Below are 25,257 nucleotides of genomic sequence, written 5' to 3' on the forward strand. Positions count from 1 at the left end.
AGGTTCAACATTAAGTTCGCGTACTAAGCCAGAAGCACCGCAAGGTGCTTCTGTTATTTTCAATCTCAAATGGAATGGATATACGATGATATGACGCATTTGATAATTTTTACTCTTTCCACGCAGGTCGCCTTTAAGGCTTTGCGTCGTTTTCTTTATCGTCCTTCTTACTTTAAAGCCATTTTTTTTTCTTTGGCGATATTACTTTTCCCTCATGCCGCTTCCAGCGCCACTCATATCGCAACGCCATCAGACAATTTACAACACATCCTCAATAACGCTCAAGATGGCGACACCATATTGCTATCAGAAGGCACTTATCAAGGCAATTTCACGATTCCCCACGCCATCACGCTAAAGGCAAAAACTGACAAGCAAGCCATCATTGATGCAAATGGAACAGGTAACGCGCTATTTATCGAACAATCACATACCAACATCGAAGACCTTAAGATTATCAATTGGGGGCAAGACCTAACGGAACAAAATGCAGGCATTTATTCAAAAAAAGGCAGCGAACATTTAGTCATCAAGAATAATTATCTAAATGGTGATGCTTTCGGTATTTGGTTGGAAAAAGGAAAGTTCATTCAGGTAATGAATAACGTCATTATTGGCAATCCGAAATTACGCTCAGCAGATCGTGGTAATGCCATCCAACTGTCTATCGTTCAAAACGTCGAAGTGCGTAATAATGATGTCAGCAAGGTTCGCGATGGTTTGTACATTATATCAAGCCAAAATAATGTATTAGAAAATAATACCATGCACGATTTACGTTATGGGATCCACTACATGTACTCCCACAGCAATACGGTGAAATACAATACCGCTTATAATACTCGAGCGGGCTACGCATTAATGAGCTCTCGTAACCTTGATGTTCACCACAACATCAGCCGCGACAGTGAAGATTACGGTTTTTTACTCAATTTCATTACCTCCTCAAAAATTCATCACAATCAAATTTATAACGTCTGGACTAAGCCTGAACATAAAGTATTAGGCCGAGAAGGAAAAGGCTTATTTGTGTATAACTCGGCTTATAACAGCATTGATCATAATACTGTAGATACGGCTGAAATAGGTATTCACCTCACCGCGGGTTCGGAAAAAACCAAAGTTTTTGCTAACAATTTTATTAATAACCCAGTCCAAGTAAAATTTGTGGCAAATCGCGAAGAAGAGTGGAGCAAAGACGGCATAGGTAACTATTGGAGTAACTACCTAGGCTGGGATTTAAACAACGACAACCAAGGTGATGCGCCTTTCGAACCCAATGATGGCATTGATAAATTAGTCTGGCAGTACCCTGAGGCAAAAATGCTGCTCGACAGTCCGGCAGTGCTTATTTTGCGGTGGATACAAGGGCAATTTCCAGTATTAAAACCAGCCGGTGTAAAAGACAGCCATCCGCTAATGCAACCCATTATGAATGATGATAATAAAAGTACACTAACTATGGCGAATAACACTCATGAAAAATAACGCGGATCAGCCAGTAGTGACAATGCACAATGTTGCTAAACATTATGACAAAGTAACCGCACTTAAAAACGTCAACTTAAATTTATTTGCCGGTGAAGTACTCGGCTTATTTGGCCATAACGGTGCCGGAAAAACCACAATGATGAAGCTTATCTTAGGCATCATCAAATCAACTCACGGCGAAGTAAAAGTCTTTGATACTGATCCTATGTCAGCGCAGGCATTTGAAAGCCGTAAACATATTGGTTACTTACCTGAAAATGTCAGTTTTTATGACCACCTGACAGGTAAAGAGGTACTCACTTACTTTGCAAGGCTCAAACAAGCACCTAAGTCTCAAGTGGTTGAGTTACTTGAGCAAGTAGGATTAACTCATGCAATGAAGCGTCCTGTAAAGACTTACTCTAAAGGCATGAGACAACGACTGGGCCTCGCACAAGCCTTTCTCGGTACTCCCAAGTTATTACTGCTTGATGAACCGACTGTGGGGCTCGACCCTATCGCAACACAAGAGTTTTATCAGAGTGTTGATAAACTCAAAGTCAGTGGTGCAAGTATTATCTTATGCTCTCACGTGCTGCCGGGCGTTGAGCAACATATTGATAAAGCCATGATCATTTCAAGTGGTCAACCTCTTGCTCAAGGCAGCTTAGTTGAGCTTAGAGAGCGAGCTCAATTACCCGTGAATATTAAAACCAAAGGGTTGAACGGTGCATTAGTAGCGGATGAACGTTTTGTCGACTTTTTGGTGAAAGCCAATCATCTACAGGTTCCTGAATCACAAAAACTCACCATTACAAGGCAGTTGTTGGATATGGAAAGCATCACTGACATTCAAGTCGAGCCTGCGGATTTAGAACAAGTCTATCAATATTATCTTTCTGGAAAGTTCAACGCGAGCCATAAAGCACACACGCTCACACAGGAGCAAAAATAATGAATCCGATCCTCTCTGTTGCCATAAAAGAGTTTCAAGATGGACTGAGAAACCGTTGGTTTATCTCCATTACCTTGATTTTTGCCGTTTTATCGCTTGGGCTGAGCTATTATGGCTCCGTCGCATCCGGACAAATTGGTATTGCGTCGTTATCATCGACCATTGCCAGCTTATCCAGTCTTGCTGTTTTTTTAATCCCACTGATTGCATTGCTTTTAGCTTATGACAGCTTTGTAGGGGAACAAGAGTCGGGTACGTTATTGTTGCTGCTCACCTACCCGATCAGTCACCGCCAACTTTTGCTTGGAAAATTTACAGGACAAGGCGCCATTATAGCGCTGGCTACGCTGATAGGCTTTGGCAGTGCAGCCATACTGCTGAGCACGCAATCTGATCCAGCTGCGGTTTTTCATAGCTTTGGATTATTCATCGCCACTGCTATTTTGCTTGGTTTAAGTTTTATATCTATTGCTTATGTGATCAGCTTACTCGTCAATGAAAAATCCAAAGCGGCAGGGCTTGCGCTTATCTTATGGTTCTTTTTCATATTAGTGTTTGATTTAGCCATGCTCGCTGTTTTAGTGGGCATTGAAGATGGCTTATCACAGCAGCAACTGGTGCAACTCATGCTATTCAATCCGGCTGATATATTTCGTATGGTCAATCTTGCGAGCCTTGATACCTCAGATGTAAATGGCGTATTAGCTATCGCCATTAATGGCAGCATTTCACCAATGGGTTTATTAGGGTTGCAGATCGCATGGATAGCCACACCTTTATCGGCCGCTGCGATTATTTTTAATAGGAAAACACTTTAATGATTAACCTAAATAATAAAATAAACATCAACTTGAAGACGGCTTTTACACTTTTGTTCATCACTTTTGTCTCGGCTTGTGGTCAAAATGAATCTGAACTAAGTGTAAGGCAGGCTCAGCAAATCCATGCTGGCGACGAATGTCATTTATGCGGCATGTTAATTACAAATTTTCCCGGGCCAAAAGGTGAGCTATACACCAAAACATCAGATAAAGTGAAAAAGTTTTGCTCGACTCGCGATATGTTCAGTTTCTTACTCGACCCTGAATACCAAAAGCAAGTGAAAGAAGTGTTTGTGCACGACATGAGTAAGAGCCACTGGGATAAGCCAGATGATAGCTACTTCATTGATGCCCGAAAAGCATGGTTTGTTGTAGGCTCAAATAAAACTGGCGCGATGGGAAAAACCATAGCCAGCTTTAGCTTAAAAACCGATGCTGAAAAATTTTCACAAGAATTTGGAGGAAAAGTATACCCATTTAAAGACATTAAGATGGGCATGCTATAAATGTAAAGAATGAAAGGCTGTAACTAGTCAATCGCAGCCTTTTTACTCTGCATTACTGTTTGAATGCAATTTTAGGGTCAATGACACAAGACTTAATGGACTTAGGATTGTTAGCACGATTTACTAACCAGCACTCATTGTAAATAGAGCAATAGCATAATTCTATTTCTACACTCTTATCAATTTCAAGAAACTTTTCATTATCCTTTGGCTTGTTTCGTAAACTCGTCATTGGTACAAGCTTATCTTGTGCAGCTAAAATTAATTGGCCTAAATGGGACTGAATATGTTGAGGAAATTCAGGAATATCGTTCCAACGAGATATAGGCTTAGATTGGTAAGTCACTTTTGCATACTTAATGATTGAAGGCCCATTGCCTGGGTTGTTCACACCATAACTAAAATGAGTATCCCCATAGCTTCTATATATCTGCAGCCTTGGCCAAACAGAGGCTCTGGCATAAGAGCGGTCAATATATGCGGAATAAACTGATACAGTTGTCGTTACAAGTGTCATCACTAACGCCGACATCGCTACAATCATTTCTGGCTTTTTATACCATTTTTTATTTGTCATAAACTCTCTTTAACCTAGAAACATCAGTTGACTGCGTTCTCAAGCATAGAAAAATGGCTGATAGTAAGGCGTAGCTTGCAGCAAGTAGTTATTCTACTTGCAAAAGTTACAACGCAGATAGCAGCCATTTTAGCAAGCTTGTGAGCGTAGAGCACTTCACTCATTGGGTGAAAGCCATGATGATAAAGTCATCTTATTGACTCAAACAGTTACTCATATACTCAGCGTTCAACTGATGTTTTTAGGTTTAACTTTGTTATTTTTTGTATAATCTAACACACTGTTTTTATTATTCTAAGCGCTAATCATTATGAGTCTTCAAGACTGGACAAACCGTTGGAGTGAAGGTCGTATTGGCTTTCACCTTGCCGAAGTAAACCCACACTTAATTGAACATTGGCAAAAAGTCACTTCAATACGAAAAAATGTATTTGTCCCACTTTGTGGAAAAAGTCAGGACTTAATGTGGTTACAAAAACAAGGACTTAAAGTTGTTGGTGCCGAGCTGGTCGAAGTGGCTGTTGAGTCATTTTTTAACGAGCAACAACTTAACCCTAAAATTGAAAAATCGGGCTCAAATCATCTGTGGTGCGATGATGGTATCAATATTTATCAAGGTGATTTTTTTACTTTGCCAATAGGTGAAATTAGCAGTGATGTATTTTATGATCGCGCCGCACTCATTGCGCTCCCACGAGGATTACGCCAGCAATACGTTAATCAATTATTAACCGTTGCAAGTGAGCTACAACAAGGCTTATTAGTTACTCTCGACTACGACCAAAATAAGGTTGATGGCCCACCATACTCCGTCCCAAAATACGAAGTTGAACAACTATTCTCGAAGGACTTTATCATTCAAAAATTATCTGAAACGATAGTAGACACTCCACCTGGATTTAGAAAAAATGGCATTATGCAGATGCAAGAAACGGTTTATAAATTAACGAAAAAATGACTCTATCGCATTCATAAAACTCAATTAAGCTAATGAATCCCCCATCTTATTAATTAGGGAGCCTCTTTTGCGAATTTTGATTCAGCTGTGGTGATAAATTCCTTTAGAGTTGGTTGCTTGCATAATTCAGCTCTATGCTTTTTATTCGCCGACAACAGAGAAATTTGTTTCGGTTCTAGTTTAATAATTTCTGCAGCTGCTTTTAGGTCTCTTGCTTTAAGTGCAAAATATAATATTGTCTGGCCTGTGGCATTAGTAGTTGCTGCTCCGCCAATAAGATTTAGCAAAGCTTCCGTTTTATAAATTGTCGACGCGCTTTTCTTGGTGTCTAGCTCTTTCACTAGCTGCGTGCCTCTAGTCTGGTCTGCTTTTAAGAAACCGATGGCGACTGACCAACAATCCTTTTCAATGGCATATTTTAAAAAAGTGGTTTCTGCAGGAACCGTTGCGTCACTTTCAAATTCGTCTGCAGCTTTTCCATACACAGAAAATGGCGTTTCTCCTTTTTTATCTTTTACATCAAGGTTCGCATCATAATCAATCAAAAGTTGTGCGTGCTGCATGCATCTATTCGCAATGGCATGAAACAGTGCCGTTCTTCCTGCTGAATTAACAAAGTCTACTTTCGCCCCTCTTTGCAGTAACAACTGCATTACTTTTATATCAGCCGCGTGTACAGATTCCATTAGCGGTGTGCTTTGAAACTCTGGGCAACAGCCATCGACATCGGCTCCATTATCAAGTAATAAGGTAACTAATTTAAGTGGATTATCATCTCTCAACACAGCCCATGCCAGTGGTGATATTCCCCCTTTTGGAGTTTTAGGGTTTGGATTAGCGCCATTATTAAGCATGGCTTCAACGACTTTATAATCGCCACGTTCACAAGCAAAACTTAAGGCACATCGATTACCTCGAGTTGAATCAATTTTAGCGCCAAATGAGATTAACTGTTTTATCGTAGCTGGTGCCGATTTCTTACTGGCACATGCCGCAAGTAAAGGTGTGCAACCATCGTCCATACAAAAATTCACAACCCTTTTCGCTTCATCCTTATCTTCGATAGTTTTGTAGGAAATATTTTCCCCATGTTGAGCATTTACAAAGAGCTTATAGATGAAATCTAATTTTTGACTAAAATGACGCAGTTTCGCTTTAAATTCAGTCACTACTCCGTTCTTATACTCCTCATAATTTGGATGTATTGGGTTTAAGAAGCCTAATTGCTCGACCGCAATTTCAGAACACACAAAAGACCAATGAGGAGACTGCTTACTCTCTCTGACTTGATATTGTTTTTCAACTTGTTTACCCAAAGTCTCACTATATAAACTCACTATCAAGTTTTTGCCGCTAGTAGCTGCATCACTGCATAGTTGAAGATCGAATTCAGATACTGATGTCTCTGAATTTTTTTGTGTCGAGATAACGAGCATTGGTGACGCCGATTCAACCGCCATATTTATTTAGCCTTCTCAATCTATAAGTAAGTAAAATTCAATAGAAAATGAAGATGATAATAGGCGACTGTCGATCTAAAGTGCAGCGATTAAACAATTATTAATAACTACTTAATGACTGTTTAATCACATAAAACTTTAATAAGTAGATAGACTAAATCTGAGAGTATGTTTCTATGGTTCTAAAGGCTCTCGACTAAACTGCTCACAGTCACATTCAGTACAAGACGGAATCGTGGTTGGAAACTCAATGTTGAAGCCATGTCCACATTGATTACAAATAATTTGCCCTTGACTGACTATATCGCCAACCTGATAGAAACCATGGTGTTCAAATTCCTGTGCAAGCTCATGCCATTCGACTTGACTGCGATCGCTAATTTCACCAAGCCAGTGCCAGAGTGTATTTTCAATTGCTAGCATCGTCGGGCTTGATGCTAAGCTAGATTCATTCTGTTGTTTCAAAAAAGCCGAAATATCACGTTTTAAAAATTCTTCGACCAATGCAAGCTCTTTTATGTCAGAACCCTGCTTAAGTGCTAAAAACTGCTTACCATGTGCAACTGACTGAAATAAATCATTTGCTGTCAGTGTGTTATCCATTTGGTACTCTTGTTGGATCTGTTTTATTAAGCTTTGATACAACTTAAGTAATGCACTGCTTCTTTCACTCATATTTAGTACTCCATTAATCAGGTGATAACCGCTAATTTTAAGTACAAGGTGGACTTAATATAGTTTATCCTATGCCTAATTATTTATGGAAACCACGCGCCAGATCAAAAATATACGATCTAGACTTTTCTGCTTACATATCGAGCAATTGAGTATGATTTATAGATGATTTGGGCACTGCCGGAAGAAGTTGATGCAAGAGCAATATAATCCCTCAGAAATTGAAGCTAATGTTCAAAAACACTGGGCTGAAAGTAAAACCTTTGAAGTAACCGAAGACGAAAGCAAAGAAAAATTCTACTGCTTATCAATGTTCCCATACCCTTCAGGTCGTTTGCACATGGGTCATGTGCGTAACTACACCATCGGTGATGTTGTGGCACGCTACCAGCGTCTACAAGGCAAGAATGTTCTACAACCTATCGGTTGGGATTCATTTGGTCTTCCAGCAGAAAATGCCGCCATTAATAATAAAACGGCACCCGCTCCGTGGACATACAAAAACATCGATTACATGAAAAACCAGCTTAAAATGCTAGGTTTTGGTTATGACTGGAGCCGTGAAATTGCAACTTGTACTCCAGAGTATTATCGCTGGGAGCAATGGTTTTTCACTAAACTTTACGAAAAAGGTTTAGTTTATAAAAAAACAGCTTCTGTTAACTGGTGTCCCAATGACCAAACAGTATTGGCGAATGAACAAGTACAAGATGGATGCTGTTGGCGCTGTGATACCCCTGTAGAGCAAAAAGATATTCCACAGTGGTTCATAAAAATTACCGCCTATGCTGAAGAATTGCTTAACGATTTAGATGATTTACCTGAATGGCCAGATCAAGTTAAAGCTATGCAGCGTAACTGGATTGGTCGAAGTGAAGGGGTTGAAATTACCTTTAATGTTGCCGATAGTGACCAAAGCTTCGATGTATATACCACTCGCCCTGATACCTTAATGGGCGTGACTTATGTCGCTGTTGCTGCAGGTCACCCATTAGCCGAAGAAGCCGCAGAAAATAATACCGAACTTGCCAACTTTATCGATGAATGTAAAAACAGCAGCACCTCCGAAACAGACATTGCTACCATCGAAAAAGCTGGCGTATTTACAGGCCAATATGCAACGCACCCTCTTACAGGTAAACAAGTACCTATTTGGGCCGCAAACTTTGTGTTGATGAGCTACGGTACTGGTGCGGTTATGTCTGTACCTGCACACGATCAACGTGACTATGAGTTCGCCACAAAATATGGCTTAAACATTGAAGCCGTGATCAAACCAAATGAAGGTGAGCTCGACATCAGTAAAGTGGCTTTCATAGACAAAGGCGTATTGTTTAACTCGGGCGAATTCGACGGTTTAGCCTTTGAACAAGCCTTTGATGCGATAGCAGCTAAGCTAGAGTCGGAAAACAAAGGCACTCGTAAAGTTAATTATCGTTTGCGTGATTGGGGCGTTTCTCGTCAGCGTTACTGGGGAGCTCCTATCCCTATGGCGACATTGGAAGACGGTACAGTCATGCCAATTCCAGAAGAGCAACTGCCTTTGGAATTACCTGAAGATGTTGTAATGGATGGCATTCAAAGCCCAATTAAAGCCGATACTAAATGGGCTGAATTGACGATTAACGGTCAAAAAGCGATGGCTGAAACCGATACGTTTGATACCTTTATGGAGTCAAGCTGGTATTACGCACGTTACTGTAGCCCTCATGCTGATCAAATGCTTGATCCAACCAAAGCAAACTACTGGTTACCGGTTGATCAGTACATTGGTGGTATCGAGCATGCTTGTATGCACTTATTGTACTTCCGTTTCTTCCATAAATTACTGCGTGATGCAGGGTTGGTTGATTCAAATGAGCCTGCAAAACGATTACTTACTCAAGGCATGGTGTTGGCTGATGCTTATTACTACACCAACGCTAAAGGAGCTCGAGTTTGGGTTTCGCCACAAGATGTAGTAGAGCTTGAGAAAGACGATAAAGGCCGTGTCATTAAAGCAGTTGATAAAGATGGCAACGTGTTGACTTACACCGGCATGAGCAAAATGTCTAAGTCTAAAAATAACGGTATCGACCCACAAACTATGGTTGAAAAGTACGGTGCGGATACGGTTCGTTTATTCATGATGTTTGCATCGCCTCCAGAGTTAACACTTGAGTGGCAAGAGTCTGGCGTTGATGGGGCACACCGTTTCATCAAGCGTATATGGAAACTTGCAAGTGATCATCTTGCACAAGGTGACACGGTTAATTTAGATAAATCAGCCCTGAACAGCGCCCAAAAGACGCTTCGCCGTGAACTGCATAAAACCATTCAAAAAGTCACTGATGATATCGGTCGTCGTCAAATGTTCAATACGGCCATTGCTTCAATAATGGAATTAATGAATCACCTGACTAAAGCGAAAAAAGAATCCGAACAAGACAGAGCTATTATTGCCGAAGCTCTGTCAGCGATCGCACGTTTACTTTACCCAATCACGCCTCACATGAGTTTCCAACTGTGGAATGAATTAGGCAACACTGGCGCAATCGAAGATAGCCGCTGGCCAGAGGTCGATGAATCAGCATTGGTTGAAGACAGCAAACTTATAATTGTTCAAGTAAATGGTAAGGTAAGAGCCAAAATCACCGTTGCGGCCGATGCGACTAAAGAGGAAGTTGAAGCATTAGGATTGAGTCATGAACACGTGGCTAAATTTACTGACGGTAATACTATTCGTAAAATCATTTATGTACCGGGTAAGCTACTGAATATTGTTGCGAACTAAAATAGGTTGAAAAGGCGCTTTGATGCTTGATGAAAGGTAATGGATTCAAACTCAAAGCGTTTTGTTTTTCAATCTGTCATACTTAACCTGAGTTCGAGATAATGAAATCTATAATTTAATGTTTTATAGACAATAAGTTTAAATTCAATCTACAGTGTGACTAGCTTCGTCTAGTACAAGGCGAAAATAGCAGCACTGTAGAGGTTTGCTTATCCAGAGTTCAGGTTACTTAATATGTTGATAAAAAAGGATTCGATTACATATGCTTATAAAGCGCATTGGTTTTACCATTATGGCACTGACAATTTTATTCAGTGCTGGATGCGGCTTTAAATTACAAGGCAGCTATTCAATTCCTGATGAGCTACAAACTCTCAGTCTTTCAAGCCAAGATAAATACAGCGAACTCACTCACTTAGTCCGTGAGCGACTGCGTTTAAACAGCATCAATTTGATTGAGCCAAATGATAAGACACCTCGATTAAAACTGATCAAAGATTCTCTTGATCGCACGACGCTTTCACTTTACCCCACAGGTAATGTGGCAGAATATGAACTCATCTATCAAGTTGAATTTACCATCAGCTTTCCAAATCAAGAAGCTCAACTATTTCAAGCTATCATACGACGCGATTACCTCGATGATCCTCGAACATCTTTAGCAAAAAGCCGAGAAATGGCTTTGTTAGTTAAAGAAATGCGATTACAGGCAGCGGATAAAATCATCCAAACGCTTGCCGCATTCGAGCAGTAACCATGCGCGTATATCCGGATCAGATTGCTAGAAATTTAGGTCAACTGAAACAAGTCTATATTTTGTTTGGTGATGATCCATGGTTGATTGATAATTGTAAGCAACAAATTGTCGCTGCGGCTCGACAGCAGGGATTTGATGAGCGTATTCAACTCTACCAAGAAATCGGTTTCAACTGGAGTGATTTAACGTCTGAGTGGCAAGCCCTCAGTTTATTTTCCAGCAAACGAATTATTGAACTGACCCTGCCCGCATCAAAGCCAGAAACTGAAGGCGCCAATACATTTAAAGAGCTCATGACTCAGCCTAATCCTGATGTACTCTTGATTATTCAAGGCCCTAAAGTCACCGCTGAGAAAACGAGTAGCAAATGGTTTAAGACGCTGGACAGCCAAGGTATATACCTGCCTTGTACCACACCTGAAGGCACTCAGTTTCAGCGCTGGCTGGATAACCGGATTAAATTTTTCAAGTTAAAACTGCAACCCGATGCGCGCGCGCTATTGGTGACCTTATATGAAGGTAACCTATTAGCAGCCGATCAAGCACTTCAATTATTACAGCTTTTAGCACCAGATCGTTTAATCGATGCTGAAGAACTTAAGCATTACTTTGAAGATCAATCTCGATTTACTGTATTTCAACTCTGCGATGCTATATTAGCGAACAAGCATAATAAAGCTATGCACATGTTGTCACAGTTAAAAGCTGAAGACATCGCTTTACCAATTATCTTATGGGCGCTATTTAAAGAGCTAAACACATTACTTAAGCTCAAACATGCACAACAAAATCGAGAAAACTTGTCGCCTTTATGGAGCAAACTTAGTATTTGGGATAAACGTAAACCCATTTATCAAGATGCACTAAACCGATTAAGTCTATCTAACATCGAGCATATGCTTTCGATGGCTTCGAATATTGAGCTAAATTTAAAACAATATGGCGTTGAAGACTGGACAGCCATCAGCCATCTCTGTTTATTGTTCGATCCCGTTGCTCATCAATCTTTAGCACATATACAAGAGTGAGCTAATTATGCGGATAGGTATTCTCGGAGGCACGTTTGATCCCATCCATTATGGACATATTTTACCTGCGCTAGAGGTCATGTCTGCTTTAAATTTAGATAAAATATGGTTGATGCCAAACCATATCCCGCCACATAAAAATACCGTTAAAACGAGCTCTCAGCATCGTATGAATATGGTTCAATTAGTGTGTGATCAATACACTGAATTTAAGCTTTGTGATATTGAAATAACTCGTAAAACACCAAGTTACACTGTCACTACAATACAAGAACTGAATGAACAGTTTCCAGAGCATCAATTTACTTTTCTCATGGGAACAGATTCATTGCTTTCATTAGATAAATGGTATCAATGGCAAAAGTTATTTGAACTTTGTGATATAGCTGTAATGCGCCGCCCAGATTATCCTCATAAGAAGATATCAAATCTCAATTTTTTAGATAATCACCAATTTACTCACTGCATTGAGTCAGTAAAAAATAAAAAGGGAAGGCTATTTGATATAGAAGTTAAACCACAAAACATTTCTTCAACAGTTCTAAGGCGTAAAATAGTGGAGCAAAACTCCATAAAAAAAATGACACCAACTTATGTGCAAAACTACATTAAAAATAATTATTTATACAGGTAAGCGTTAATGTTCAACTAACTACGAATAGCCATGTTCTTTGAAAAACTTTTGAAAGTAAGCATCATTTTTTTCTTGTATTTTTTGTAAACCTAACTTTCTTTGTTCCATGATTTGATTATATTCAGCTTTCGTTACCAAGTTTTGCGTTGTTTTAGCTGTTGATTTTTCACCATTGGAATTAAAAAGCAAAGAAAAAAAGTGTTTCCATCCGCTACTATGAACTGCAGTCTCTTTCGTCTCTTCTACTCTTGTGTGACACTGGTAACTATTAGGATCTTGTTTACCTGCTTGGCCTATTGTTAAAATAGGGTTCATTTCTATTGGCTCGGAATAACCTGTTCCACCATAATTATTTCTGACGACTTCGCTTGATTGACTAGTACCATTTAAACCTGACATTTGAAATATCTTCTTGATGAAAACAAACTATAAAATAATCTATAAAATCATTAAGAACCAGTAAATTAATTTTTATAATCTTATCAATTACAGTAATGAATTCTCCATTCTGATAGTGTTATCGTCTCCATTTTTTGGTAGTTAGTACTTAGTCCATACTATTAATTACAGTTATTAGAACTAATTCTAAAAACGGCTAATGTACCACTCTGCAAGTTCAGCAAAATGCTCATTAACAGCATCAACATGAGTCAACATGTTCCTGTGAACATAATCATGTAAGCTCCTATTATTCCTAGACAATAACGTATATTTGCATGCTCTAGACCGCATTCTTTCATGGTTGCTTTTACATCATTTGGGTTACCTAACACGGTATCGTTTTGCGCAGCAATAAACCAACACGGCGGCCATTGAGTGCCTGAACCTAAAAACATCAGTTGAACGCTGAGTATACGAGTAACTGTTTGAGCAATACGATGATTTTATTATCATGTTTTTCACCCAATGAGTGAAATGCTCTACGCTCACAAGCTTGCTAAAATGACTGCTATCTGCGTTGTAACTTTTGCAAGTAGAATAACGACTTGCTGCAAGCTACGCCTTACTATCAGCCATTTTTTCTACGCTTGAGAACGCAGTCAACTGATGTTTCTAGACTGAAGGATACGATCATGCTTGTCGAAGATTTTATCATTTATGTTTACTGTTTAGTTGATGATTTTTACCAGAAAGAAATAACCATTCCTTTAAGAACTCGTGGGAGGGAGCCTAAACTCACTGATCCTGAAGTAATTACAATGGAAATTGTTGGTGAGTGGAGTGGACATCATACAGATAAAGGAATTTGGGAGTATTTCAAGGGATATTGGCTGCCCTTATTTCCCAATTTACCTGCTCGTTCACATTTTGTCAGACAAGCAAGTAACCTTTGGAAAGTAAAGCAACTATTTCATCAATATTTATGCCATCAACTCAGAGCCGATACTTGTAATGTTCATTTGATTGATGGATTTCCCATTGAGCTTTGTAAGCTCACCCGTGTCAGAAAGTGCAAAAGCTTTAAAGGATATGCAAATTATGGCTACTGTGCCTCTAAGAGTATGAGATACTACGGTTTTCATGGGCATCTACTTGTTGATGAAAGAGGCATTCCAGTAGAGTTCACTTTAACTGCCGAAAATGTTGACGAACGTGATGCCGCTTAAGAAATTATCAATAATATCAAAGGCCTTTTAATTGGTGATAAAGGGCTTATTAGACCAATACTCAATGAAGACTGTCTTCAAGCTGACATTGATTTACAAACACCGTTTCGAAAAAATATGAAAGATATTCGTCTTAAATGGGCAGTAAAGCTATTAATGAATGTACGTAGAAGGGTTGAAACCCCCATAGGAGAACTTGTTATATATTTTGGTATTGAGCATGTTAACTGCCGAGACTTGTGACACTTGACCAGCCGAATGGGAAGAAAGATGCAGGGATTAACTATTGGTGCTTATCTCAATCTTGAGTTTGGTAGAGATGCAATGAAATTTGAGGGAATGTTGGCAGTCTAACTGCGCCACTGAACCTTTCAAACGTCCGTCATTCCCGCATGTTGTAAGCGGGAATCTAGTGCCTTTTTGCTCTAAAAAAGAAAAGACGCTGGATTCCTGCCTTCGCAGGAATGACGATGTAAGCAATTTCAATGAGTTATAAAATTCACACATCAGGTTAAAATAAATAGTGGAATACAACTACAAAAATGTGGATGCAAAAATTCTCAATTTCCATCTGTTTCTGAACACTCCGGATCCTCATGCCCATTAGCTCGGTAATTAACACCAAGGTTACCGACAAATTTAATTTGAGATAAGTCGCTGGCTTGCAACACACCTTTAGAGTGTTCAACATCAGATTTTTCTCTTCCCAACAAAAAAGATATCAACTCTGAATCTTCAGGTGGTAATTGAAATTTACCTTCTATTTGAGGCTCAGGAACCGTGTATTTGGCGGCATAATACACTGGCTTGGGATCTTCTATATCTTTTTTACTTTCAAAAAGAGCACTGATCCGACTAAAAAAGTGGAAAAATGATCCACCAACACCTACGAAAAAACTGTTATTTGTTTCAATTGCATTATTTGATAAATCTGAAGGCGGCTCATCTGAAACAGTATATGTTTCTAATAGTAATTCATTATTTTCACTCAATTTTGCAGGATACGGTACCCATCGTATCTCATTGATTTTTTCATAATTAGTTTGTTGATAACAAGGATCGTTCGTCCCCTCTCTTGTTACGGCTACAGCCATCTTTATCACCATAAAATGAAAAAAGTAAAAACAATGATATTCTATTAAAATATCAGTCAACAATTAATTATATTTAATAAAATCAGATGATAATAAAGTTAAAATTGATAAGCAGAAAACTTTTTTTGTTATCTCTGTAAGCTAGAAGGCGTAGTTGACCTCTAGACAAGCATAGTGTGCATTACAGTTTGATAATCAAACTGTAATGACACAACATATCAAGTCGTAAAGTACGCAGAGATTGAGTGTTTCAAGCTATAAAATCTCAAATCATTGGCATTGCTTTTCAGTAACCGTATTTATCACTACATCTGTTACTGGTACATGGCTAAACCCGTTACTTGTATGAATATCAACGATATTTATTTGGTCTACTACCTCTATTCCTGAAGTCACTTTTCCAAATACAGCGTGCCCAGGAAATGAACCGGAATAGTCTAAATTGGTGTTATCAATAACATTGATAAAAAATTGCGAAGTCCCAGAATCAGGGTTGTTCGTTCTTGCCATAGATAAAGTACCACGGACATTACTCAGACCTACATTGGCCTCATTTTTAATTGGGTCTTTACCTTTTTTAGCCACTAAACCTGATGTAAAACCACCCGTTTGGTTAACAAAATTATGCACAATCCTATGGAATATTACTCCATCGTAAAAGCCTTCATTAGCATAGGATTCAAAGTTTTTTCCTGTAATTGGAGTATTTGTTAAATCGATTGCTACTTCAAACTCACCCAATGTTGTATCAAAAAGATAACATTTATCACTTGCCAATACAGGTACAGGCTTAGGAATTGGTGCAGGTGTCGACTTTGAGTCATCAGAACCACAGGCAGCTAACAAAAACGGAAACATTAATACTACGGCTTTTTTCATTTAATATCCCTACTCATTAATTCAAGGAAGAAAAGGCAGCCACTGTTTTATTTAGTATTAATTTATAATGCAATGGCAATTGAGCCGTTTACTTGTCAAGTAGGCTAATAACTGTTTTTTGTACGGTTTTTTAATGAACTTTATTCAACCTAGAAATGCAGTCGGGTAATAAAGTTTCATCCTTAATCATACTTTAGCCTTGATTCGTACGTTTAAACTTTAGCTGTCGAATGTCTAAAGTTTCATACTGATTCGCCCTTAAAGGCATTTTTACAAGATAAATGAAGTAATAAAGTATCATACAGAACGAAATACGTTATTGGGCGGAAACGCGCCAGCATCTCAAGCTAGCAAGGTTTTGGATAAAACCAATTTACGCACAATTACATTATTTTTTGAGTCTGAGATACAACGATGAGCTACCAAACGGCTCCCCTGTGCGGTGGATATTTTTTTGTTATACATTTATAGAATGCCTTAAAGCTGAATATTTTTGTATTTATCTTTTCAGTGCGTTATTTCTTAGCTTGTTAATTCACTCACTTATTGAGTAATGTGATGGCGACAGTGCGCACTCCTGCTGAGCAACAATCAATATATAAATTCATGCTTAAAAGTCTCCAAGAATACCCAAGCGAAGCCGTATCCTATCTAAACTTTGAGGTTTCAAGGTTTGATGATAATGAAGAGTTACAACAGGGTTATCAAAGATTAAGCAAAACCGGTAGACAAAATCTGTATGATTTTTTTAACAATAAATCATCGTCGACTCGCTCTAACTCTCGTACACGAGAGGCTCATCATCGTAAGAAGCCAAGGAATGAATACCGAAGTTTTGCAACTGAGCCCCACTCCATTACTCCAAAATCGAGCACTCAGTATCCCAAGCAAATACAGCAACCACCTTCCTCCCCTAATTCCTTTTTTACTCAAACCAGTGGGCTTATTCACTCTTGGAAACTTAAACAGAAAAGCAAAAATAAACTTGGTATTGAGTTAAATGCATTAATTAGTCGTTGCACTAAACTTTCGCAGCTTATTGAAATTATTCACACCCTAAAAAACGACAAACAGGTCATGGAAACATCATGGGACATAAGGTTAATCCATAAACTGTTACACAAAGCGGCCGAGTTTTCTAGCAGCCATTCATCTAATTTCGACGGTGTTTTTAGTGACATAATACGATTTAAATCGTCCTATGAATCGAAAACATGCATACTATTATTGAAATTAATTAAGTTAAATTTAAATTTTTCAGATGGCAAGAAATTGGTACTAGGCAACGCAGCTGAAGTCAGCGTAATTCAACAATGGGGCATCAAGCCTAATGTTGCCATTTACAGCGCATTTATCACGGTATGCGCTAAAACTGGCCAGTTTGATAGTGCTTGGCAACTGGTGTGTGGTGATAACCCCGTGATGGCACCTCATCTACCACTAAAGGCAGATTCAATCACCTGCCTGAATTTGCTGACGGCCTGCGCTGAAGCGGGGCGTTATGCAGAAGCCAAAACATTGGTGTTGGGCGATGGCGATACAGATACAACCAGCTTAATGCAACAATGGGGCATCAAGGCTGATGTTGCCATTTACAATGCCTTTATCACGGTATGCGCTAAAACTGGCCAGTTTGATAGTGCTTGGCAACTGGTGCGTGGTGATAAGCCCGTGATGGCACCTCATTTGCCACTAAAGGCAGATTCAATCACCTGCATGAATTTGCTGGCTGCTTGCGCTGAAGCGGGGCGTTATGCAGAAGCCAAATCATTGGTGTTGGGCGATGGTGATACAAATACAGATACAGCCAGCTTAATGCAACAATGGGGCATCAAGCCTGATGTTGCCATTTACAATGCCTTTATCACGGTATGCGCTAAAACGAGCCAGTTTGATAGTGCTTGGCAACTGGTGTGTGGTGATAAGCCCGTGATGGCACCTTATTTGCCATTAAAAGTCAATCAAATCACCTGCCTGAATTTGCTGACGGCTTGCGCTGAGACGGGGCGTTATGCAGAAGCCAAATCATTGCTGTTGAGCGATGGCGATACAGATACAGATACAGATACAGCCAGCTTAATGCAACAATGGGGCATCAAGCCTAATGTTGCCATTTACAATGCCTTTATCACGGTATGCGCTAAAACGGGCCAGTTTGATAGTGCTTGGCAACTGGTGTGTGGTGATAAGCCCGTGATGGCACCTCATTTACCACTAAAAGCAGATTTAATTACCTGCATAAATTTGCTGGCTGCCTGCGCTGAAATGGAGCGTTATGCAGAAGCCAAATCATTGGTGTTGGGCGATTGCGATACAGATACAGCCAGCTTAATGAAACTATGGGGCATCAATCCTGATGTTGCCATTTACAATGCTTTTATCACGGTATGCGCTAAAACTGGCCAGTTTTATAGTGCTTGGCAACTGGTGTGTGGTGATAAGCTCGTGATGGCACCTCACTTATCATTAAAATCCAATCAAGTCACTTGCATAAATTTGTTGACGGCCTGCGCTGAAGCGGGGCGTTATGAAGAAGCCAAATTATTGGTGTTGGGCGGTGGGGATACAGATACAGCCAGCTTTATGCAACAATGGGACATCAAGCCTAATGTTGCCATTTACAGCGCCTTTATCACGGTATGCGCTAAAACGGGTCAGTTTGAGAGTGCTTGGCAACTGGTGTGTGGTGATAAGCCTGTGATGGCACCTCATCTACCACTAAAGGCAGATTCAATCACCTGCACGAATTTGCTGGTTGCCTGCGCTGAAGCGGGGCGTTATGCAGAAGCCAAATCATTAGTGTTGGGCGATACCGCTACAGCCAGCTTAATGCTGCAGTGGGGCATTAAGCCTAATGTTGCCATTTACAGCACCTTTATCTCGGTATGCGCTAAAACTGGCCAGTTTTATAGTGCTTGGCAACTGGTGTGTGGTGATAAGTCTGTGATGGCACCTCATCTACCACTAAAGGCAGATTCAATCACCTGCACGAATTTGCTGGTTGCCTGCGCTGAAGCGGGGCGTTATGCAGAAGCCAAATCATTAGTGTTGGGCGATACCGCTACAGCCAGCTTAATGCTGCAGTGGGGCATTAAGCCTAATGTTGCCATTTACAGCACCTTTATCTCGGTATGCGCTAAAACAGGCCAGTTTGATAGTGCTTGGCAACTGGTGTGTGGTAATAAGCCCTTGATGGCACCTCATCTATCACTAAAGGCAGATTCAATCACCTGCCTGAATTTGCTGACGGCCTGCGCTGAAACGGGGCGTTATGCAGAAGCCAAATCATTAGTGTTGGGCGATACCGCTACAGCCAGCTTAATGCTGCAGTGGGGCATTAAGCCTAATGTTGCCATTTACAGCACCTTTATCTCGGTATGCGCTAAAACAGGCCAGTTTGATAGTGCTTGGCAACTGGTGTGTGGTAATAAGCCCGTGATGGCACCTCATCTACCACTAAAGGCAGATTCAATCACCTGCCTGAATTTGCTGACGGCCTGCGCTGAAACGGAGCGTTATGCAGAAGCCAAATCATTGGTGTTGGGCGATGGCGATATAGCTACAGACAGCTTAATGCAGCAGTGGGGCATCGAGCCTAATGTTGCCATTTACAGCGGCTTTATCAAGGTATGCGCTAAAACGGGCCAATTTGATAGTGCTTGGCAACTGGTGTGTGGTGATAAGCCCGTGATGGCACCTCATTTGCCACTAAAGACAGACTCAATCACCTGCATGAATTTGCTGACGGCCTGCGCTGAGACGGGGCGTTATGCAGAAGCCAAATCATTGGTATTGGGCGATACAGATACAGCCAGCTTAATGCAGCATTGGGGCATCCAGCCTGATGTTGCCATTTACAATGCTTTTATTAAAGTATGTATTAAGGCTAAGGAATTAGACACTGGAATATGGTATTTAGAAAAAATAATGAACAAGTGCAACATGAGTACTCTTTCACAAATGCATGCTCAACTTGCGCCGCTTGAAAAAGATAATTTCGCAAGCATGATTGATAAAGGGATAACACAAGGAATATATAAAAAAAATGTTGGCTTAATGAATCAATGTATCGATTTACATATGGATAAAATCTTCGAAGAACATTCAGGCAATGATACACATATTCGAGGTGTTCCATTAGCTTTCGCAAAACTATTATTTTGTTACCACAAACAAAACAATGAACCCAACATAACATCGATCATAACTGGATACCATGGCAATAATACGTTAAAAAATGGAATGATAAGTTTTCTCAAAGATGAATTTGGACTTGAGTTTATCGAGGATAAATTCAACTCAGGAATGATAGTATTGAGCGAGTCTAGCCATTAACTTGATACTAGCGAGCACACTTTTTAGTATGATCACATCATAAAATGAACATCATAAAACAACGACAATATTATAATGTTAACTGCATTTTGTTTAACCTGAATAAGTACCTGTCGATAAGTTCTTTGATAATTATTGTGTTCAGGTTTAGTGCTATACAAGACGCAATGTAGGGCGCATAGCCGTAGCTATGTAACCGAAGTTGCAACACTGTAGAGTGCTGAAAGTGCTGAAAGTGCTGAAAGTGCTGAAACTGGGCACTAGAAAATCTTAAGAAACTTATGGTCAGGTACTTAAATCGGTTGGGAGCGTTCATATACGCAGAAAAAATTACTGATAGCAAGGCATGAACAGTAGCAAGTAGTGGTTACCGACATACAAAACTGTCGTTATTTCGTTTCTACTTGCAAAATTTATAACGCAGCTAGCGGTGATTTTGGCAAGTATATGAATGTTCAGCACTCACCTGATAGGTGAATTCGGGTTGTTTAACTTTGTATTTTATACCATTTACAGTAATTAATCTCTCACTCAGCAAGAGCTAAAGGGTTTCAGTGCAAGGCACAAGCTCGAAGTACTATATTCCCTACGGCTGCCATACAAAACTGGCGTTCAACACACTTCGTACTTTTGTCCGGATAATTCAAGTGCTTGTAACGCAGTAATGGAACCCTTTAGCCTTGCCCTTCGGGAGCTTGTATGTGTCCAAATTACTACGCAAAACTGTCTCAACGTAGCAATGTAATAACGACAGTTTTGTATGTCGGTAATAACTATGTCTTCATCAATTTCACTTGTACTTTTAACTCATACATACGTCTGAGCTGGGAATTTAATTACTGTAATTGGTCTTACTTCTCAAAATTGTCTTGACGTAGCAATGTAATAACGACAGTTTTGTATGCTGGTAACAACTATGTCTTCATCAATTTCGATTGCACTTTGAGCACATACATAGCTCTGAGTTGAGCATTTAATTACTGTAATTGGTATAACTTCAATAAATGAAAGTTAAATTGTGCATTCAACCGATTTATTTAGGTTTAAGGAAAGGTTTGGGCTTATAACTAATTAGAGGTGTTTATGCTTTTTACAAAATTTGTTAACCCTATACAGGCAACCTACTCACTAACTACTGCAGGGGTTAAATTAAATGTAATACAAACTGATGAAGTTACACAAATTCAACAAACTCTTTCAGCCTCGTCAGGGAAAAATAGTAAACTTGTAGTCCCATTAAAATTATGCCCAGAAAGTCAAACCTGCGGTGGGGTTAGAGATTTCGAAATCTCTTTATTTAATAATGGCAAAGAAATTCGACGAGCGGGTGCTAATAAACTAAATGATCCTTTCTTAAAAAAAATTTATGAACAGTTATTAAAATTCTTCAATCAATAGTAAATACAGAACTAAAATAAGTACTAACCATCATCTGAATCACCGTCATTTTGTTTATTCTTTCGCTGTTCTATTTTGGCCTTTTCAACATTTTTAAATGTTGGAGGTGGTATTGGAAATATTGAAATAAGCGGAAAAATAGCAAGCATAAGAAAAGCTGCTTTTGGCATTCCTTTTGCCCATTTGACTATTTTTAGTAAACTCCAAATGCCAATGATAAATAGCAACGAGTCTGCAAAAATATATAGTATTCCAAGCTCTGCAATTGCTGAAATTAAGTTATCTATACCCACATCAATTAATCCGTTATATGGATATAAATGGGGCTAATTCAATTCAATTCAATCGGGTATATTGAAATTGTCGCACTTGGTTCCTTGATGATAAGCTCATCTTCACCACGTTTAAAAGCAGATTGGTAAACCAGCATCACACTATCATTTGAAAGAACTCGACCTTCAAAGCTCGAAGTCTTAACGATGAATGTTGACTCATCTGGTAATCGATTCAAAACCTCAGTTTTACCAAATCGTGCACCAGTGCTTGCAACCTCAATAAAATCATCGGCAATGAGTGTATTCAACTTAGATTTGGATGCTCTAACCTTTTCAGTAAACAAAGACTTTTCAAGTTGAATGATGTTGTCTGTAATATCTAGCAAATTTAAGTCTACCTTACTTAATCTATATATAACTTCAGGAAGAAAGAGATTTGATCATTTTTTTCAGACAGTAAACTGGAAAATAAAAAATAGATGTGATTGTGTTTTTGGGTAAAACCTTTTCTGACATCGACTTTTTAATCTCATGTGCTTCAACTCTTATGTCAATGGCAAAATTATCGTCTTTCTCATTTTGTTTTGCGTATAAGATTTCTCTATCTAATTGAGAGTAATACTCTCTTCTTAGTTCGCTCGAATTATGAGGATCTTCTGCCATTAATAATATATTTATTTGATGTTGGAGTAGTCCTTCGAGATAAAAGAGATGGCTAATTTTTAAGTTGGCAAAGTCTCCCCAACGTACCTGAACTTTTATACGTGTGCGATTCAAGCCATCTCTTGCAAACTTAAGCTGCTCTGTCCTAACGTTATAGCGCAAAACTAATTGTTCAAATGCACCTCGACTCCTAGAAAACTCGCTGTAGTTTGAGTACGGACGTCTTAAGTCTAATAAAGCATACTCGTATTGATACAAAGCAACCAAAAATTCCTCAACGATTTCTAAGTTCATTTTTGTTCGCCAAGTATTAATCCCGCGGAATGCAACAATAGCTGTAACCCAAGTCCCTATTACTCCAGATAAAGCTGCAAGCTCTTTGATTGTTAAAGACATACAACCTAATATTAATAAATATAATCCTAATAACTTACTCTTATTTGATGATTATTTCTAGCCTCTACCGACTATGGAACTATTTTGGTATTTTTAATCAGGTGTATAAGATAATTACTAAAAATGTAAATGTTATTCAACATACCAGCCACAACAATAAAAACAATTAGATTAACTACTCTAAAGCAATAAACCATTAGAGTAATTGACTTATTAATACATTTATTAAACTGCAAATAGAATATTAACTCAAAGAGTCTTAACGCATACAATTAAAATAAAATATTAGAGTTAAAACTTAATTTCAACAGATACACGAGAATACAAAATCATACAACACGAAAACACAAAAACAACTGCAAAATCAACACGCCACAACCGAGAATGTCATTATCAAACCTTACTCAAAATCAATGTTTAAACATAATTTCAACTAATTACTAAAAATTCTTAATCAATTTAAGTATAACATATAGCAAAAAATAATTAGAGTTATCGCACTCTTATAACCAATTAAAAACAATCAGCTTTAAATATTAATTTAATAAATTAACCCAACAAATCATCTGATATGTATATATTTTCACACTGGTACAATATCATTAAATTTAGCTTAACATTATCATTGTTAATAACAGATATTGTTTAACAATAATTAGAAACATACGAGGGAATTATGAAGTTACATAGTTATTTAATTATCACTTCCAGCCTATTTATGGCAACTGCAGTTGCAGCTGAAACCATCGAACCAGATGATTTTTATAAAACTTCTGGTTGTTATCGATTTTATGATCAAAACACCAAAACCGTCACACTTAATGGTACAGATAATGTAAATACAAAATTTACCTGTTTAAGTGCTGATGATTTAACTGGATTGCCCGAGCCCCTTATTGACTTTCACGCACTTAACAGGGGAGTGACGGTATTACATTCAAATGAAGGTACTTCAAGTGAGCGTATGGTCTTTATGAGACAAGGGAGTGTAAACTCCCCACTACAAAGCGATGACTTAATCTTTGGACAGTTATTTAACAGTGACGGTGCAAATACTAAAGTAAACTCTAATGTCTTAATGTCAGCGAATATTTATAATGACGGACATAATTCTGCCGAGTTATTCATATCCGCAGAAAACAACGACCGAACTTCTAGTATAGCTGAACTTGTGTTTTATAATTCAGAACACCATGGCTCAGACTCAACCACCTCTGTTGATTTTAGAGATTTTATTGCAAAGCCAGAGCAACTTGCTCGTGAAGCGAATAATTTTTATATTCCGCTAATAAACACTTATAACACTAAATACGCCAATATCTTTACCCCAACAGTAGCCAACCTTAAATATCCACCTCTGCCAGTTGAAGTTGAACCAGAGCCTGAGCCAAAACCTGAAGTACAACCAATCGCACCAAAACCTGAAGAGCCAACAGCAATAAGGCCTTCTGGTCGTGTTAATTTAGCCTTAAACAAGCCTGTCACTTCATCAAATAGTTACAATAGAGCTGAGCCACCTGAGAATGCGGTTGATGGCTCCGATCATACTCGATGGCTTGCTGCTGGTGGACACCATGGAAAGTACCTGACCGTTGATCTTGAAGATAAATATTGGGTATCTAGAATCGTTTTTACCACAGGGGAGTTCCATAAATTTTACAGTCAGATGCAAGGGGCTGTTAACTATACTATCGAATATTGGGATGGTGAAAAATGGAATTTACTATTTAAGAGAAACGGATATAAGAGTCCAAGTCAATCTATTGAGTTCAAGCCAGTTATCGCCTCTAAGATCAAATTTTCTTCACCCGATTATTGGGTAAGATTACACGAAATTTCTGTATATTAACTTGAATTAATCGAATTAAAAAAGAGCAACTACTGTGTTGCTCTTTTTTTGTTTGCCCAGCGAAGCTGGCAAACCCGACAGGCAGAAAGAAGCCTGTACCACCCAGACTGAGGGGAAGATAATCCGAGTGGCAAGGGCGTTGTTGGC

At 38.9% G+C, this 25,257-nt stretch carries 21 protein-coding genes and 1 pseudogene; 13 read left to right on the forward strand and 9 right to left on the reverse strand.

What is annotated here, in order from left to right; translation table 11 throughout:
- Positions 1–90 precede the first annotated feature (90 nt).
- The 4 genes from E2I05_RS03745 to E2I05_RS03760 are packed head-to-tail and all read left to right on the forward strand — an operon-like array spanning position 91 to position 3,752.
- Positions 91–1,488, forward strand: a complete 1,398-nt coding sequence (locus E2I05_RS03745) for a nitrous oxide reductase family maturation protein NosD (protein WP_121852629.1) — start codon at positions 91–93, stop codon at positions 1,486–1,488.
- Positions 1,478–2,425 (forward strand): ABC transporter ATP-binding protein, encoded by a 948-nt coding sequence (locus tag E2I05_RS03750; RefSeq protein ID WP_121852613.1) that lies wholly within the window; start codon positions 1,478–1,480, stop codon positions 2,423–2,425. Before E2I05_RS03745 ends, E2I05_RS03750 begins: the two co-directional genes overlap by 11 nt.
- Entirely contained in the window at positions 2,425–3,243 is an 819-nt protein-coding gene (locus E2I05_RS03755; RefSeq protein WP_121852614.1) for an ABC transporter permease, read from the forward strand. Before E2I05_RS03750 ends, E2I05_RS03755 begins: the two co-directional genes overlap by 1 nt.
- A complete protein-coding gene (locus E2I05_RS03760) occupies positions 3,243–3,752 on the forward strand; it encodes a nitrous oxide reductase accessory protein NosL (RefSeq protein WP_121852615.1) in 510 nt (169 codons plus the stop codon). Before E2I05_RS03755 ends, E2I05_RS03760 begins: the two co-directional genes overlap by 1 nt.
- 52 nt (positions 3,753–3,804) lie before the next feature.
- On the opposite strand, the gene E2I05_RS03765 is transcribed toward E2I05_RS03760, so the two are convergent.
- On the reverse strand, positions 3,805–4,329 hold the full coding sequence (locus E2I05_RS03765; RefSeq protein ID WP_121852616.1) for a hypothetical protein: 525 nt from the start codon (positions 4,327–4,329) through the stop codon (positions 3,805–3,807).
- Positions 4,330–4,639: 310 nt separating this feature from the next.
- Between E2I05_RS03765 and E2I05_RS03770 the strand changes: the two genes are divergently transcribed.
- Entirely contained in the window at positions 4,640–5,287 is a 648-nt protein-coding gene (locus tag E2I05_RS03770) for a thiopurine S-methyltransferase (RefSeq protein ID WP_121852617.1), read from the forward strand.
- A 53-nt stretch (positions 5,288–5,340) separates the two neighbouring features.
- Here the strand turns inward: E2I05_RS03770 and E2I05_RS03775 are convergent, their stop codons facing one another.
- Together E2I05_RS03775 and E2I05_RS03780 are read right to left on the reverse strand one after the other, a co-directional pair.
- The gene (locus E2I05_RS03775; protein WP_121852618.1) at positions 5,341–6,747 is read right to left on the reverse strand and encodes an ankyrin repeat domain-containing protein; all 1,407 of its coding nucleotides are present in this window, start codon (positions 6,745–6,747) and stop codon (positions 5,341–5,343) included.
- A 174-nt stretch (positions 6,748–6,921) separates the two neighbouring features.
- The gene (locus E2I05_RS03780) at positions 6,922–7,422 is read right to left on the reverse strand and encodes a zinc ribbon-containing protein (RefSeq protein WP_121852619.1); all 501 of its coding nucleotides are present in this window, start codon (positions 7,420–7,422) and stop codon (positions 6,922–6,924) included.
- Positions 7,423–7,615: 193 nt separating this feature from the next.
- On the opposite strand from E2I05_RS03780, the gene leuS reads away from it, so the two are divergent.
- From leuS to nadD, 4 genes are all read left to right on the forward strand, one after another.
- On the forward strand, positions 7,616–10,195 hold the full coding sequence (gene leuS, locus E2I05_RS03785; protein ID WP_121852620.1) for a leucine--tRNA ligase: 2,580 nt from the start codon (positions 7,616–7,618) through the stop codon (positions 10,193–10,195).
- Between the two features lie 262 nt (positions 10,196–10,457).
- Complete coding sequence (locus E2I05_RS03790; protein WP_121852621.1) at positions 10,458–10,949, forward strand: LPS-assembly lipoprotein LptE; 492 nt, start codon at positions 10,458–10,460, stop codon at positions 10,947–10,949.
- Between the two features lie 2 nt (positions 10,950–10,951).
- Positions 10,952–11,980 (forward strand): DNA polymerase III subunit delta, encoded by a 1,029-nt coding sequence (gene holA / locus E2I05_RS03795; RefSeq protein ID WP_121852622.1) that lies wholly within the window; start codon positions 10,952–10,954, stop codon positions 11,978–11,980.
- Between the two features lie 7 nt (positions 11,981–11,987).
- On the forward strand, positions 11,988–12,614 hold the full coding sequence (nadD, locus tag E2I05_RS03800) for a nicotinate-nucleotide adenylyltransferase (protein WP_121852623.1): 627 nt from the start codon (positions 11,988–11,990) through the stop codon (positions 12,612–12,614).
- Positions 12,615–12,632: 18 nt separating this feature from the next.
- Here nadD and E2I05_RS03805 read toward each other — a convergent pair whose 3' ends face one another.
- Positions 12,633–13,013, reverse strand: coding sequence for a hypothetical protein (locus tag E2I05_RS03805; protein ID WP_121852624.1), 381 nt, complete (start codon positions 13,011–13,013; stop codon positions 12,633–12,635).
- Between the two features lie 674 nt (positions 13,014–13,687).
- Here E2I05_RS03805 and E2I05_RS22430 point away from each other — a divergent pair.
- Positions 13,688–14,464: pseudogene (locus E2I05_RS22430) on the forward strand (IS982 family transposase).
- A 317-nt stretch (positions 14,465–14,781) separates the two neighbouring features.
- Here the strand turns inward: E2I05_RS22430 and E2I05_RS03820 are convergent.
- Entirely contained in the window at positions 14,782–15,315 is a 534-nt protein-coding gene (locus E2I05_RS03820; RefSeq protein WP_121852627.1) for a hypothetical protein, read from the reverse strand.
- A 270-nt stretch (positions 15,316–15,585) separates the two neighbouring features.
- Positions 15,586–16,194: a peptidylprolyl isomerase gene (locus tag E2I05_RS03825; protein WP_121852628.1), complete on the reverse strand. Its 609-nt coding sequence runs from the start codon at positions 16,192–16,194 to the stop codon at positions 15,586–15,588.
- 558 nt (positions 16,195–16,752) lie between these two features.
- Here E2I05_RS03825 and E2I05_RS03830 point away from each other — a divergent pair.
- Positions 16,753–20,529, forward strand: a complete 3,777-nt coding sequence (locus E2I05_RS03830; protein WP_133309472.1) for a pentatricopeptide repeat-containing protein — start codon at positions 16,753–16,755, stop codon at positions 20,527–20,529.
- A 1,083-nt stretch (positions 20,530–21,612) separates the two neighbouring features.
- Entirely contained in the window at positions 21,613–21,927 is a 315-nt protein-coding gene (locus E2I05_RS03835) for a hypothetical protein (RefSeq protein WP_121854005.1), read from the forward strand.
- A 23-nt stretch (positions 21,928–21,950) separates the two neighbouring features.
- Here E2I05_RS03835 and E2I05_RS03840 read toward each other — a convergent pair whose 3' ends face one another.
- The 3 genes from E2I05_RS03840 to E2I05_RS03850 are packed head-to-tail and all read right to left on the reverse strand — an operon-like array spanning position 21,951 to position 23,261.
- The gene (locus E2I05_RS03840; RefSeq protein WP_179952720.1) at positions 21,951–22,220 is read right to left on the reverse strand and encodes a hypothetical protein; all 270 of its coding nucleotides are present in this window, start codon (positions 22,218–22,220) and stop codon (positions 21,951–21,953) included.
- A 38-nt stretch (positions 22,221–22,258) separates the two neighbouring features.
- Positions 22,259–22,588: a nuclear transport factor 2 family protein gene (locus E2I05_RS03845; protein ID WP_121854004.1), complete on the reverse strand. Its 330-nt coding sequence runs from the start codon at positions 22,586–22,588 to the stop codon at positions 22,259–22,261.
- A 34-nt stretch (positions 22,589–22,622) separates the two neighbouring features.
- Complete coding sequence (locus E2I05_RS03850) at positions 22,623–23,261, reverse strand: hypothetical protein (RefSeq protein ID WP_121854003.1); 639 nt, start codon at positions 23,259–23,261, stop codon at positions 22,623–22,625.
- A gap of 676 nt (positions 23,262–23,937) precedes the next feature.
- Here E2I05_RS03850 and E2I05_RS03855 point away from each other — a divergent pair.
- Positions 23,938–25,110 (forward strand): discoidin domain-containing protein, encoded by a 1,173-nt coding sequence (locus E2I05_RS03855; RefSeq protein ID WP_121854002.1) that lies wholly within the window; start codon positions 23,938–23,940, stop codon positions 25,108–25,110.
- The last annotated feature ends 147 nt before the right edge of the window (positions 25,111–25,257 follow it).

It is taken from the genome of Parashewanella spongiae (assembly GCF_004358345.1).
GTDB lineage: Bacteria > Pseudomonadota > Gammaproteobacteria > Enterobacterales > Shewanellaceae > Parashewanella > Parashewanella spongiae.

What these genes read in the sequence shown, in the direction of transcription:
- E2I05_RS03750 (WP_121852613.1), top strand. Translation starts at nt 1,478, where the DNA reads ATGAAAAATAACGCGGATCAGCCAGTAGTGACAATGCACAATGTTGCT.
- E2I05_RS03770 (WP_121852617.1), top strand. Translation starts at nt 4,640, where the DNA reads ATGAGTCTTCAAGACTGGACAAACCGTTGGAGTGAAGGTCGTATTGGC.
- E2I05_RS03825 (WP_121852628.1), bottom strand. Translation starts at nt 16,194, where the DNA reads ATGAAAAAAGCCGTAGTATTAATGTTTCCGTTTTTGTTAGCTGCCTGT.
- E2I05_RS03745 (WP_121852629.1), top strand. Translation starts at nt 91, where the DNA reads ATGACGCATTTGATAATTTTTACTCTTTCCACGCAGGTCGCCTTTAAG.
- E2I05_RS03760 (WP_121852615.1), top strand. Translation starts at nt 3,243, where the DNA reads ATGATTAACCTAAATAATAAAATAAACATCAACTTGAAGACGGCTTTT.
- E2I05_RS03805 (WP_121852624.1), bottom strand. Translation starts at nt 13,013, where the DNA reads ATGTCAGGTTTAAATGGTACTAGTCAATCAAGCGAAGTCGTCAGAAAT.
- E2I05_RS03790 (WP_121852621.1), top strand. Translation starts at nt 10,458, where the DNA reads ATGCTTATAAAGCGCATTGGTTTTACCATTATGGCACTGACAATTTTA.
- E2I05_RS03765 (WP_121852616.1), bottom strand. Translation starts at nt 4,329, where the DNA reads ATGACAAATAAAAAATGGTATAAAAAGCCAGAAATGATTGTAGCGATG.
- E2I05_RS03755 (WP_121852614.1), top strand. Translation starts at nt 2,425, where the DNA reads ATGAATCCGATCCTCTCTGTTGCCATAAAAGAGTTTCAAGATGGACTG.
- nadD (WP_121852623.1), top strand. Translation starts at nt 11,988, where the DNA reads ATGCGGATAGGTATTCTCGGAGGCACGTTTGATCCCATCCATTATGGA.
- E2I05_RS03850 (WP_121854003.1), bottom strand. Translation starts at nt 23,261, where the DNA reads ATGTCTTTAACAATCAAAGAGCTTGCAGCTTTATCTGGAGTAATAGGG.
- E2I05_RS03855 (WP_121854002.1), top strand. Translation starts at nt 23,938, where the DNA reads ATGAAGTTACATAGTTATTTAATTATCACTTCCAGCCTATTTATGGCA.
- holA (WP_121852622.1), top strand. Translation starts at nt 10,952, where the DNA reads ATGCGCGTATATCCGGATCAGATTGCTAGAAATTTAGGTCAACTGAAA.
- E2I05_RS03775 (WP_121852618.1), bottom strand. Translation starts at nt 6,747, where the DNA reads ATGGCGGTTGAATCGGCGTCACCAATGCTCGTTATCTCGACACAAAAA.
- E2I05_RS03820 (WP_121852627.1), bottom strand. Translation starts at nt 15,315, where the DNA reads ATGGCTGTAGCCGTAACAAGAGAGGGGACGAACGATCCTTGTTATCAA.
- E2I05_RS03780 (WP_121852619.1), bottom strand. Translation starts at nt 7,422, where the DNA reads ATGAGTGAAAGAAGCAGTGCATTACTTAAGTTGTATCAAAGCTTAATA.
- E2I05_RS03835 (WP_121854005.1), top strand. Translation starts at nt 21,613, where the DNA reads ATGCTTTTTACAAAATTTGTTAACCCTATACAGGCAACCTACTCACTA.
- leuS (WP_121852620.1), top strand. Translation starts at nt 7,616, where the DNA reads ATGCAAGAGCAATATAATCCCTCAGAAATTGAAGCTAATGTTCAAAAA.
- E2I05_RS03830 (WP_133309472.1), top strand. Translation starts at nt 16,753, where the DNA reads ATGGCGACAGTGCGCACTCCTGCTGAGCAACAATCAATATATAAATTC.